We start from the raw sequence: 11,645 nt of genomic DNA on the forward strand, positions 1-11,645 counted from the left end.
TGTGGCCCGGACCGCCTGGTGGCAGCGTGGAGACACTTGCCGACGAAGTGGGCACGACGATGACCATGCGACCGCAGGAGACCGCCACCCGCGACCGCCGTCCGCTCGACGGGATCTGGGACTTCGCCCTCGACCCCGACGGCCGCGGTCGCACCGACCGCTGGTTCGCCGGACGGCTCCCCGGCGCCCGGGACATGGCCGTGCCCGCGAGCTACAACGACCTCGTCCCCGACCGTGCGGTCCGGGAGCACGTGGGCGAGGCCTGGTACCAGCGCACGGTCCGTGTCCCGCGGGGCTGGGCCGGCGAACGGATCGTCCTCCACCTCGAGTCTGCGACGCACCGCGCCACCGTGTGGGTGGGCGAGACCGAGGTGGTCTCCCACGAGGGCGGCTACACGCCGTTCGAGGTCGACGTCACCGTCCACGTACGCCCCGGGGAGACCGTCCGCGTCACCGTCGTCGTCGACAACACGCTGACCTTCCGGTCGATCCCGCCGGGCGTCGTCGAGGACACCGAGGACGGGCGCCGCCAGACCTACTGGCACGACTTCGTCAACTACGCCGGGCTGCACCGCTCGGTCTGGCTCCACTCGACGCCGCGCGACCACCTCACCGACATCACCGTCGTCCCCGGCCTCGACGGCACCACCGGGACGATCGACTGGCTGGTCGAGGCGTCCTCGCAGGCCACGGAGACGGTCGCGGTCATCCTGCGGGACGCCGACGGCCGGGTCGTCGCGGAGGACGACGCCGAGGCCGGCCCGGGCGGCGCCGCCGGCACGCTCACCGTCCCGGACGTCCACCGCTGGGCGCCCGGGAACGGCTACCTCTACGACCTCGAGGTGCGGCTCATCGACGGCGAGGAGGTGCTCGACAGCTATCACCAGAGCGTCGGCGTCCGCACGGTCGAGGTGCGCGGCACCGAGCTCCTCATCAACGGCGAGCCGTTCTACTTCCGCGGCTTCGGCATGCACGAGGACCACGACGTCATCGGCAAGGGGCACTCCGACGCCCACCTGGTCCACGACACCGAGCTCCTGCACTGGATCGGCGCCAACTCCCTGCGCACCTCCCACTACCCCTACAGCCAGGACGTCCTCGAGCACGCCGACCGGCACGGGCTGGTGGTCATCGACGAGGTGGCCGCCGTCGGGCAGAACATGGGACTGGGCGGCGGGATCTTCGGCGCGCAGGGGTACACGACCTTCTCGCCGGAGACGATCAACGACGAGAGCCGCGAGGTCCACGCCCGGGCGATCCGCGAGCTCGTCCACCGGGACAAGAACCACCCGAGCGTGGTGCTGTGGTCGATCGCCAACGAGCCGGAGTCGGACACGGAGGCCGCCGAGGCGTACTTCCGGCCGCTGTTCGCGCTCACCCGCGAGCTCGACGCCACGCGCCCGGTCGGGTTCGTCAACGTCATGCTCGCCCCGCACGGGACGTGCCGGGTCTCGCAGTTCGCCGACGTCCTCATGCTCAACCGCCACTACGGCTCGTACGTCCACACCGGGGAGCTCGCCGCCGCCGAGCGAGCCTGGACCGAGGAACTCCAGGCGTGGGCGACCGACCGCAAGCCGATCATCATCACCGAGTACGGCGCCGACACCCTGGCCGGGCTCCACTCCGACCCGGCCGAGCCGTGGAGCGAGGAGTACCAGGTCGAGTACCTCGAGATGAACCACCGGGTGCTCGACTCGATCGACGCCGTCATCGGCGAGCACGTGTGGAACTTCGCCGACTTCGCGACCAAGGCCGGGGTCATGCGGGTGGGCGGCAACAAGAAGGGCGCGTTCACCCGCGACCGGCGCCCCAAGGCGGCCGCGCACGCGCTGCGGGAGCGCTGGCGGGCGGCTCGCGATCGAGACGCAGGGCCCGACGACGACCACCGCACCGACCGACCCGCGCGGTAGTCGCCGCCGAGCGGTCAGCGGATGGTGAATCCGCCGTCGACCACGAGGTCGGCGCCGTTGATCATCGCCGCAGCATCGGAGGCGAGGAACACGGCGGTCGCCGCGATCTCCTCGGGGTAGGCGAAGCGGCCGGTCGGGATCTCGGCCTTGTGCGCGTCGCCCTTCGGGCCGGCCCACGCCTTGCGGCCCATGTCCGTGAGGACGACGGTCGGCGAGATCGTGTTGACCGTGACGCCGCGGCCGCCCCACTCGTTGGCGAGGTTCCGCGTCAGGCCGATGACGCCGAACTTCGAGGCGCCGTAGGCCACGTGCTGGTCGAGGGCAACACTCCCTCCCTGGGAGGCCATGTTGATGACGCGGCCCTGACCGGCGGGCAGCATGTGCCGGGCCACGGCCTGGGCCACGAGGAACGAGCCCGTGAGGTTGATGTCGATCGTCTTCCGGAAGTCGGCCGCGGGGAGCTCCTCCGCCGGGCCGAGGAGGGCGATCCCCGCGCTGTTGACGAGGATGTCGATGCGCCCGGTCTCGGCGATCACCGCGTCGACGGCGCGCTGCACCGACGCCTCGTCGGAGACGTCGCAGGCCTCGGCGAGCCCGCCCTCGAGGTCGGCGACCTTCGCGGCGGCGGCCTCGCCGTCGAGGTCGAGGACGGCGATCCGGGCGCCCTTCGCTGCGAAGGCGTCGACGATCGCGGATCCGATGCCGGCGGCTCCGCCGGTGACGAGCGCAACCTTCCCGGCGAGGCTGAAGTCGAGGTCGACGGTAGGTGCGGTCTCGGACACGGTGGTCTCCTTCGTTCGGTCGACGATCCGGCGCCCGGCACTCGACCGGCGCCTCGTCCACCGTCTCACCCCGGATGGGTTCGTGCACCAGGACCTCGGTCCTGTGCCGCGTCCGAGGCCGACGGCGACATCCGGGCGTTCATCGACGACGAAGTGACCTCTGCGATTCGCGGGCTCCTGCTGACGGCACAACCCAGAGCCCGGCTCACTCCGGCGCGCCGAGCAGATGCTCGAGGATTACGCGGACCTGGCTCTAGCGAGGCCGCCAGGGTCTGCCCCTCGTCAGGCCGAGGACGCCGCCGCGAGGTCGTCCGCGAGCAGCTCGGCGGCGTCGTCGTCGAGGTGATGGACCGTGAGGCGGAGGTGCCGCGACCCCTCGGCGTCGTCGATCGCGAACTCGTCCCCGGGGCGGGCGAGCCAGCCGCGCCGCATGAGGCGCTCGGCGACCTCCCGGGCGGGCGCGGCCACCGGCACCCACAGGCTGAGCCCGTCGGAGCCCGGCACGTCGATGCCGCGCTCGGCGAGCAGCCCCGCGAACGCCGCGTTCCGCGCCCCGTAGTGAGCCGCCGCCCGCTCGATGGTGGCCAACGCGTCCGCATCCGTGAGGAGCGCGTGCGCGAGCCTCTGGAGGACGTGGCTCACCCACGTGGTGCCCGGGCTCAGGCGCAGGGCGAGCCGCTCGGCCGTGCCCGGGTCGGTGGCGGTGATGGCGAGCGACATGTCCGGGCCGAGAAACTTGGACACCGACCGGACGAGTGCCCACCGCCGGTGGTCCGGCCCGACGATCGTGCGGAACGGGCGGCGCGAGAGCCGGGAGAAGTGGTCGTCCTCGATGACGAGCACGTAGGGGTGGTCCACCAGCAGCGCCCGCAGCTCGGCCGCCCGCGCCTCGCTCAGGCTCGCGCCCGTCGGGTTCTGCGCCCGCGGCGTGCAGACCACCGCGCGCACGCCCTGCTCGAGCGCGGCCCGCAGCCCCTCGACGGTCATCCCCTCGGCGTCCACCGGGACCGGGACGGGGCGGTAGCCGGCCAGCCGCACGGTACGCAGCGTGGCGAGGAAGCACGGGTCCTCGAGCGCGACGGCGTCGTCCCTCGTCAGCGCCTGCGCGAGCAGCCGCTCGACGGCATCGAACGCCCCGCCCGTGACGGTCAGCCGGGCCTCGCCCTCGGCCCCGACGTCGGGCAGCAGCCACTCCCGCGCCAGCCCCTCGAGCCCGGCGTCGATCACGCGCTCCCCGTACATCACCGGCCGGCTCGACAGCGTGGCGAGCGCCCGCTCGATGCCCGGGACGAGCGTCGGGTCGGGGTTCCCGGTCGCGACGTCGCGCAGCACGCTGTCTGCGGCGTACCCCTCCTCGGGGACCGACGCGAGCCCGGCGACGTGCGTCCCGGCGCGCCCGCGTGTGACGACGAGCCCCGCCTGGCCGAGGAGCCGGTAGGCGGAGACCACGGTGTTGCGGTTGAGCCCGAGGCGGTCGGCGAGGGACCGGACCGACGGGAGCTGCTCCCCCGGCGCCAGGCGTCCCCGCTCGACGAGGCCGCGGACGCTCTCGACGATCTCGGCCGCCGTCGAGCCCGTGATCTCGCGGGCGGTCTCAGATGTCGTCATCGGGTACGAGCCTACTGACAGGACAGGTAGGCTGTTTGGCCTAGGTCAAAACCCTGCCCCCGCACGACGACGAACGGATCCCTCGCCATGACCACCGCACCTGCCTCCGCCACCCGCCTCTCCCCCGACGCCCTCACCGACTCCCTGCGCGGCGGCGTCATCATGGACGTCGTCACCCCGGAGCAGGCGACGATCGCCGAGAACGCGGGCGCGGTCGCCGTCATGGCCCTCGAGCGCGTGCCGTCCGACATCCGCGCCCAGGGCGGCGTGGCGCGGATGAGCGACCCCGACCTCATCGACGGCATCATCGCCGCCGTCTCGATCCCCGTCATGGCCAAGGCGCGCATCGGGCACCTGGTCGAGGCGCAGGTGCTCCAGCACCTCGGGGTCGACTACGTCGACGAGTCCGAGGTCCTCTCCCCCGCCGACTACGCCCACCACATCGACAAGCGGAAGTTCACCGTGCCGTTCGTGTGCGGGGCGACGAACCTCGGCGAGGCCCTGCGCCGCATCACCGAGGGCGCGTCGATGATCCGCTCGAAGGGCGAGGCCGGCACCGGCGACGTGTCCGAGGCGACCAAGCACATCCGCCAGATCACCGGCGAGATCAACGCGCTGCGCTCACGGTCGGCGGACGAGCTCTACCTCGCCGCCAAGGAGCTGCAGGCGCCCTACGAGCTCGTCGTCGAGGTGGCGCGCGAGGGCCGGCTGCCCGTCCCGCTGTTCACCGCCGGCGGTGTCGCCACCCCGGCCGACGCGGCGATGATGATGCAGCTCGGCTCCGACGGCGTGTTCGTCGGGTCCGGCATCTTCACGTCCGGCAACCCCGAGGCGCGCGCATTGGCGATCGTCAAGGCGACGCAGTCCTACCAGGACCCGGCCGTCGTCGCGGAGGTCTCGCGCGGGCTCGGCGAGGCAATGGTGGGCATCAGCGTGGCCGACCTGCCGGCCCCGCACCGGCTCGCCGAGCGCGGGTGGTGACGGCGGGCGCGGGCCGGCGGCGGTTCGACCATCCGCCGGCTCACGGCACCCGGTAGGTCCACTTCTCGTCGGTGAACTTCTCGTCGACGAGCCTCTGCGCGGCCTCGAGCTCCTCGGGCCGTATCCCCGACTCGACGGTCGAGTACCGCAGCCGCAGATGGTCGAGGAAGGCGGAGATGATCGCCTCGCGCGCCATGCCGGTCTGACTGCGCATGGGGTCCACGCGCTTGGCGGCGGACCGCACGCCCTTGTCGGACAGCTTCTCGCGGCCGATGCGCAGCACGTCGAGCATCTTCTGGGCATCGATGTCGTAGCTCATCGTCACGTGGTGGAGCACCACGCCGTTCGCGAACCGCTTCTGGGCTGCTCCGCCGATCTTTCCGACGTCGGAGGCGATGTCATTGAGCGGCACGTACCGGGCGTTGACGCCGATCTCCTTCAACGCATCGAGCACCCACGCGTCGAGGAAGGCGTACGACTGCTCGAAGCTGAGGCCCTCGACCAGCGACGTCGGCACCACGAGCGAGTACGTGATGCAGTTGCCGGCCTCCATGAACATCGCGCCGCCGCCGGAGACGCGGCGGACCACCGACATGCCGTACCGCTCGAGCGCCTCCTCGTCGACCTCGTTGCGCACCGACTGGAACGAGCCGATGACGACCAGCGGCGCGTCCCACTCCCAGAACCGCAGGGTGGGGCCGCGGCGTCCGGCGGCGACCTCGGCGGGGAGCACCTCGTCGAGGGCCACGTGCATCGCCGGGTGGAGGGTGGGGCCGTGGACGAGCTCGAGGGTGAGGTCGTCCCAGGAGATCGCGCGGCCGAGCGCCCGGCGGACGGCGATGCCGACGCCCTCGGCGGTGAGCCCGAACGGGTGCACGTCGGGCCGGTCGAGGACGGTGGCCGCGACAGCGGCGAGGTCCGCCGCCGACGCCGACTCCGGCTGCCCGGTCAGGGCCGCGTCGAGGTCGGCGAGCGCCGAGTCGGGCTCGAGGAAGAAGTCGCCGGCCAGGTGGACGTCGCTCAGGCGCCCGTCGCTCACCTCCATGTCGACGACGACGAGCTTGCCTCCGGGGACCTTGTACTCACCGTGCACGCGCTCGAGCCTACGCACTCACCGAGATTGCGGTTCGTCGGCATCCATGCCGAGAGTGCGGCTCAGGGGCGCTCTCACCCGCACTCTCGACATGCCGTGGGGCTCCCAACCGCAATCTCGACGTGCACCAACCGCAATCTCGACGAGCGGGGGACGGTCACGAGCCCGACGCGTGGCGGTCGAGGAACTCGTAGACCTCGGTGTCGTCGACCCCGGGGAACGTGCCCGGCGGCAGCGCGGCGAGCAGGTGGGAGTGCGCACGGGCGCTCGGCCAGGCGTGCGACTTCCACCGGCCGGCGAGCTCGGCGGGCGGGCGCCGGCAGCAGGCCGGGTCCGGGCAGCTCGACCGGGCCCGCTCCCCCGTCTCGCGACCGCGGAACCACTTGGCGTGGTCGAACGGCACGCCGACGTCGATGGCGAAGTCCCCGGCGTCCGTGCGCTCCACGTGGGTCGTGCACCAGTACGTGCCCCGCCCCATGTCCGTGTACTGGAAGTGGGTGGCGTAGCGGTCGACGTTGGCGAACACCCGACGCGAGGCCCACCGCCGGCAGACGATCTGGCCCTCGACGGCGCCGGTGACGTCGGTGGGGAACGTGACGTCGTCGTTCTCGTAGGCCTTGTAGATCACCCCGTCCTCGCCGACCCGCATGAAGTGCACGGGCAGCCCGAGGTGCTCGGTGGCGAGGTTGGTGAACCGGTGGGCGGCGGTCTCGTAGGACACGGCGAAGGCGTCGCGCAGGTCGTCGATCGCAAGCGCCCGCTCCTTCTTGGCGGCGGCAAGAAAGTCGACCGCCGCCCGCTCGGGCACGAGCAGCGCGGCGGCGAAGTAGTTCGCCTCGACCCGCTGGGCGAGGAACTCCGCGTACCCGCGCGGGTCGGCGTGGTTCAGGGCGAAGTGACCGAGGGTCTGCAGGACGATCGTGCGCGGGTCGTGCCCGCCCTGGGCGGTGAGCGGCAGGTAGATCCGGCGGTGGTGGAGGTCGGTGACCGAGCGGGTCGAGCGCGGCAGGTCGTCGGTGCGATGGATCGTGAAGCCCAGGTGCTCGGTGACGGCGGAGACGCCGCGGTCGGTGAGCGGCCCGCCGCGGTGCCCCACGGCCGCCGAGATCTCCGCCGCCGCCGTCTCGATCTCCGCGAAGTAGTTGTTCCGCCCCCGCATCGACGCGCGCAGCTCGGCGTTCGCGCGCCGCGCCTCCTCCGGTGTGGCCGAGCGGATCGTCGCGCTGCGGGCGAGCTCGACGTGCAGGCCGACGAGCGCCTCGAGCGCGTCGGCCGGCAGCTTCGCGGTGGCGCGCACGGACGGCAGGCCGAGCGCCGCGTACCCGGGGTCGGCCTGGGCGCGCTCGAGCGCGAGCTCGAGGGCCGCCCGGCGCGAGGGCGGCTCGGACCGCATGAGGTCCGCGACCGGGACGTCGAGGGCCCGCGCGATCGCGTGGACGAGCGCGAGGCGCGGCTCGCGCTTCCCGTTCTCGATCTGGGAGAGCAACGACGGCGCCCGCTCGACCCGGACCGCGAGCTCGGCCAGCGTGAGCCCCGCCTCCTGACGGGCGTGCCGGATCCGGCGGCCGAGCACGGCGAGGTCGAGCTCGTCGTCGGAGGCGTTCGGGTCGACCTCCCCGCGAGAGTGCGGCCCGCCCGGCAGGGCGCCGGCGCGCCGCGCGGGTCCGTCGTCGTCGGGCGTGGTCGTTCGCGTCGTCGCGGCCATCTCTTCTCCTTCGGTGAAGATCGCTCGAACTTTACACATTCTCCTGCTGGCCGCGGCCAGAACGAGCCACGAGCGTGTACTCATCGCGGATTTCACCCGAGGTTCGCCGACCGCCACGAGGAAGAGGCACACCATGAGCATCGACGTCGAGACGCACCAGACGCACACGACGACCACGCCCCGCCCCGAGCCCCGCTCCGTCGAGGGCCGCATCCGCTCGGAGGCCGCGGACCTCGCGCAGGACTGGGCGTCGAACCCGCGCTGGGCAGGCGTGCGCCGCGACCACTCGGCGGAGAACGTCGTCCGGCTGCGCGGCACGGTCCGCGAGGAGCCCACGCTCGGGCGGCGCGGCGCCGAGCGCCTGTGGCAGCTGCTCCACACCCGTGACTACGTCCACGCGCTCGGCGCGATCACCGGCAACCAGGCCACGCAGATGGTCCGCGCGGGACTCGAGGCCATCTACCTCTCGGGCTGGCAGGTCGCGGCCGACGGCAACTCGGCCGGCCAGACCTACCCCGACCAGTCGCTCTACCCCGTCAACTCCGTCCCCGCGGTGGTCCGACGGATCAACAACGCGCTCCTGCGTGCGGACGAGATCAGCTTCTCCGAGGGCACGGACCCCGGCTTCGACTGGCTCGCCCCGATCGTCGCGGACGCAGAGGCCGGGTTCGGCGGGGCGCTCAACGCGTTCGAGCTGACGAAGGCGCTCATCGTCGCGGGCGCGGCCGGTGTCCACCTCGAGGACCAGCTGGCCTCGGAGAAGAAGTGCGGCCACCTCGGCGGCAAGGTCCTCGTCCCCACCTCCCAGCACGTGCGCACGCTCTCCGCGGCACGCCTCGCGGCGGACGTCCTCGATACGCCCACCCTCGTCGTCGCCCGCACCGACTCGCTCGCGGCCACGCTCATCACCTCCGACGTCGATCCCCGCGACCAGGTCTTCACCACCGGCGAGCGCACGGCGGAGGGGTTCTACCGCACCACGCCGGGCACCGAGGCCGTCATCGCCCGCGCGCTGGCCTACGCCCCGTACGCCGACCTGCTGTGGGTCGAGACGTCGACGCCGGACCTCGAGCACGCCCGCGAGGTGGCCGAGGCGGTCCACGCCGAGCACCCGGACCAGATGCTCGCGTACAACTGCTCGCCGTCGTTCAACTGGCGCAAGCACCTCGACGACGACACGATCGCCCGTTTCCAGCGCGAGCTCGGTGCCATGGGCTACCGCTTCCAGTTCATCACCCTGGCCGGCTTCCACCAGCTCAACCACGGGATGTTCGAGCTCGCCCGCGGCTACTCCCGCGAGGGCATGACCGCTTACGTCGACCTCCAGGAGCGCGAGTTCGCCGCCGAGGCCGACGGCTACACCGCGACGCGCCACCAGCGCGAGGTCGGCACGGGCTACTTCGACCTCGTCGCCACCGCGCTGAACCCGACCGCCGAGACCCTCGCCCTGCGCGGGTCCACCGAGGAGCAGCAGTTCCGCTGAGCGGCCCCGCCGCCCCGTCACGAAGGAGTGCACCGACATGACCCTCACCGACTTCCCGATGACCGCCCCGCTCCGTCGCGTCCCCGCCTCCCGGGTGCCCGACGTCGGAACCCCCATGCCCGACGACGAACGGCCCGCCCTCTCCGCCGACCGTGGCGCCCGCGTCGCGGTGGTCCGCCGGCCCGCCGGCCGTATCCCTTCGCCGGTGGCCCTCGCGCTGGTCGGCGCCCTGCACGAGCGGTTCGACGACGAGCGGCGCGAGATCCTGCGCGAGCGCCGGTGCCGCGCGCAGTCCGCGGCCGACGGCGCACCGATCGCCCCGGACCGCCGATCCAGCGGCGCGCACGAGGACCCCGCGTGGCGGGTGCTGCCGGGCTCGGCGCGCGCGGCGGTCGTCGCGCGGCCCCGCGGGTGGGAGGAGGCCGAGGACCGGCTCGAGGTCGGAGGCCGTCCCGCGTCGGCGACCCTCGTCGACGTCGCGTTGCACGTGGCCGACGCGCACGCCCGTCGGGCCGACGGCCCCGGCATCGAGGTCCGGCTGACCGGCCTGCAGGGGCGCCGGGAGGCGCGGCTGTGGGACGAGGTCCTCGCGTTCACCGAGCGGTGGCTCGGCCTGCCGGGCGGGACCGTGCGGGCGCGCATCGTCCTCGGCTGCGTCCAGGCGGCCACGGAGGCGGAGGAGGTTCTCTTCGAGCTCCGGGGCCGGGCGGCGACCTTCGCGCTCGGCGACCTCGACGCGCTGCAGGCCGAGGCCGCCGACGCCCGCGCGCGCACGGCCGCGGTCCAGCCGGGCTGCGGGGAGGTCGGCCCGACGCCGGCGTCCGTGCGGGCGCTGCCGGAGCGGGTCGCGCGGATCCGGTCGCGGCGCTACGCCGAGCCGGTCAGCGGGAGCGTCGCGATGGCCTCGTGACGCGGTCCGCCGCCGCGTCCCTCACCCAGGTGGGAGGACACGAGCTCGACGACGTCGGCCCGCCACGTGGGCCCCTCGTAGATCGCGAGCGCGGAGGCGAGGCCGGCCAGGTCGGTCCCGCGCGAGCGGCGTGACTCGCGGGCGACGGTCAGGTGGGCGCGGCGGCGGTCCTGGCCGGCGTGGGCCGACCGGCCGCGGCTCGAGCGGGAGCCATTGGGCCGGGAGCCGTTCGACCTGGAGCCGTTCGGCCGAGATCCGTTCGGCCGGCCGCGGGCCGGGGCGCCACCGGGGCGTCCCGGCTCGTCGTCGTGCTCCTCGTCCTCGTCGGCGTCGTGCTCGGGCTCGTACGGGGCTCCCGCGACGTCGGACATGAGGGCGGCGAGCGGGTCGGTGTCGCCGCCGACCCCGACCCACAGGGTGCGGCCGGTGAAGGAGCCGGCGCCGCGCAGCCGCAGGTCGAGCGGGGCGTGCCGGGCGGCGGCCTCGGCGAGGGAGTCGGCGGCGGCGTCGGCTGCGCCGTCGGGGATCTCGCCGTAGAAGGCGAGCGTGAGGTGCTGCTGGTCGGGCGGCACCCAGCGCAGGGGTGCGCCGGCGCCGAGCCGGAGGTTGGTCAGCGGGAGCTCGAGGTGGTCGAGCACCTCGGCGGGCGGCCGGATCGCGGCGAACAGGCGCATCGGGTCAGCCTCTCCCCCGCGGCGCCCGGCGTCCATCCGAATCGGGCGCCGGGCGGGATCCTGCCACGGTGCTCGGCGCGCGGTGGCCGGTTCGCGGCGGCCGGCGCGCGACTACCGGCTGAAGCGGGCGATCGCGTCGGCGACCTCCTTGAACTTGGCGTCCGCCTCCTCGTCTCCGGCGATGACGGCGTCGCGGACGCAGTGCCGCATGTGGTCGTCGAGCAGCCCGAGGCCCACGTTGCGCAGCGCGGAGGTCAGCGCCGTGATCTGCGTGAGGATGTCGATGCAGTACTTCTCCTCGTCGACCATCCGCTGGAGGCCGCGCGCCTGCCCCTCGATCTTCCGCAGCCGCGCGACGTAGCGGGCCTTGTCGTTGATGTAGCCGTGGTGGTGCGCTGGGTCGCTCTCCACGGAGTCGGTGCTCGCCCCGGTGGAGGCGGTCGCCGCGCCGGGCTCGGCGCCGACGGGCGGGTCGATGTCGGTCGTCGTCATGGTTGTC

Annotated in this window: 10 protein-coding genes; 4 read left to right on the forward strand and 6 right to left on the reverse strand. The window is 73.4% G+C overall.

The genetic code is table 11. The features are described 5' to 3' along the window. Positions 1-59 precede the first annotated feature (59 nt). Entirely contained in the window at positions 60-1,910 is a 1,851-nt protein-coding gene (gene uidA, locus AC24FB_RS03215; RefSeq protein ID WP_425715833.1) for a beta-glucuronidase, read from the forward strand. Positions 1,911-1,924: 14 nt separating this feature from the next. Here uidA and AC24FB_RS03220 read toward each other — a convergent pair whose 3' ends face one another. Both AC24FB_RS03220 and AC24FB_RS03225 read right to left on the reverse strand, forming a co-directional pair. Continuing rightward, the gene (locus AC24FB_RS03220) at positions 1,925-2,692 is read right to left on the reverse strand and encodes a GolD/DthD family dehydrogenase (protein ID WP_425715832.1); all 768 of its coding nucleotides are present in this window, start codon (positions 2,690-2,692) and stop codon (positions 1,925-1,927) included. A gap of 282 nt (positions 2,693-2,974) precedes the next feature. Beyond that, complete coding sequence (locus AC24FB_RS03225; protein WP_425715831.1) at positions 2,975-4,300, reverse strand: aminotransferase class I/II-fold pyridoxal phosphate-dependent enzyme; 1,326 nt, start codon at positions 4,298-4,300, stop codon at positions 2,975-2,977. An 87-nt stretch (positions 4,301-4,387) separates the two neighbouring features. Here AC24FB_RS03225 and pdxS point away from each other — a divergent pair, with 87 nt between their 5' ends. Then, positions 4,388-5,281, forward strand: a complete 894-nt coding sequence (gene pdxS / locus AC24FB_RS03230; RefSeq protein WP_425715830.1) for a pyridoxal 5'-phosphate synthase lyase subunit PdxS — start codon at positions 4,388-4,390, stop codon at positions 5,279-5,281. A gap of 40 nt (positions 5,282-5,321) precedes the next feature. Here pdxS and lplAB read toward each other — a convergent pair whose 3' ends face one another. Further along, positions 5,322-6,374 (reverse strand): lipoate-protein ligase LplAB, encoded by a 1,053-nt coding sequence (gene lplAB / locus AC24FB_RS03235; protein ID WP_425715829.1) that lies wholly within the window; start codon positions 6,372-6,374, stop codon positions 5,322-5,324. Between the two features lie 157 nt (positions 6,375-6,531). Next, on the reverse strand, positions 6,532-8,163 hold the full coding sequence (locus AC24FB_RS03240) for a helix-turn-helix domain-containing protein (protein ID WP_487560946.1): 1,632 nt from the start codon (positions 8,161-8,163) through the stop codon (positions 6,532-6,534). Between the two features lie 49 nt (positions 8,164-8,212). On the opposite strand from AC24FB_RS03240, the gene aceA reads away from it, so the two are divergent. Next, a complete protein-coding gene (gene aceA / locus AC24FB_RS03245; protein WP_425715827.1) occupies positions 8,213-9,562 on the forward strand; it encodes an isocitrate lyase in 1,350 nt (449 codons plus the stop codon). 37 nt (positions 9,563-9,599) lie between these two features. Continuing rightward, positions 9,600-10,472 (forward strand): aldolase/citrate lyase/malate synthase family protein, encoded by an 873-nt coding sequence (locus AC24FB_RS03250; protein ID WP_425715826.1) that lies wholly within the window; start codon positions 9,600-9,602, stop codon positions 10,470-10,472. On the opposite strand, the gene AC24FB_RS03255 is transcribed toward AC24FB_RS03250, so the two are convergent. After that, positions 10,430-11,146: a 2'-5' RNA ligase family protein gene (locus tag AC24FB_RS03255; protein ID WP_425715825.1), complete on the reverse strand. Its 717-nt coding sequence runs from the start codon at positions 11,144-11,146 to the stop codon at positions 10,430-10,432. The two genes, AC24FB_RS03250 and AC24FB_RS03255, sit on opposite strands and share 43 nt — an antisense overlap. A 111-nt stretch (positions 11,147-11,257) precedes the next feature. Beyond that, positions 11,258-11,638 (reverse strand): metal-sensitive transcriptional regulator, encoded by a 381-nt coding sequence (locus AC24FB_RS03260; protein ID WP_425715824.1) that lies wholly within the window; start codon positions 11,636-11,638, stop codon positions 11,258-11,260. Between the last annotated feature and the right edge of the window lie 7 nt (positions 11,639-11,645).

The organism is Georgenia sp. Z1344, from assembly GCF_057652375.1.

What these genes read in the sequence shown, in the direction of transcription:
- uidA (WP_425715833.1), top strand. Translation starts at nt 60, where the DNA reads ATGACCATGCGACCGCAGGAGACCGCCACCCGCGACCGCCGTCCGCTC.
- AC24FB_RS03225 (WP_425715831.1), bottom strand. Translation starts at nt 4,300, where the DNA reads ATGACGACATCTGAGACCGCCCGCGAGATCACGGGCTCGACGGCGGCC.
- pdxS (WP_425715830.1), top strand. Translation starts at nt 4,388, where the DNA reads ATGACCACCGCACCTGCCTCCGCCACCCGCCTCTCCCCCGACGCCCTC.
- AC24FB_RS03240 (WP_487560946.1), bottom strand. Translation starts at nt 8,163, where the DNA reads ATGAGTACACGCTCGTGGCTCGTTCTGGCCGCGGCCAGCAGGAGAATG.
- aceA (WP_425715827.1), top strand. Translation starts at nt 8,213, where the DNA reads ATGAGCATCGACGTCGAGACGCACCAGACGCACACGACGACCACGCCC.
- AC24FB_RS03250 (WP_425715826.1), top strand. Translation starts at nt 9,600, where the DNA reads ATGACCCTCACCGACTTCCCGATGACCGCCCCGCTCCGTCGCGTCCCC.
- AC24FB_RS03255 (WP_425715825.1), bottom strand. Translation starts at nt 11,146, where the DNA reads ATGCGCCTGTTCGCCGCGATCCGGCCGCCCGCCGAGGTGCTCGACCAC.
- AC24FB_RS03260 (WP_425715824.1), bottom strand. Translation starts at nt 11,638, where the DNA reads ATGACGACGACCGACATCGACCCGCCCGTCGGCGCCGAGCCCGGCGCG.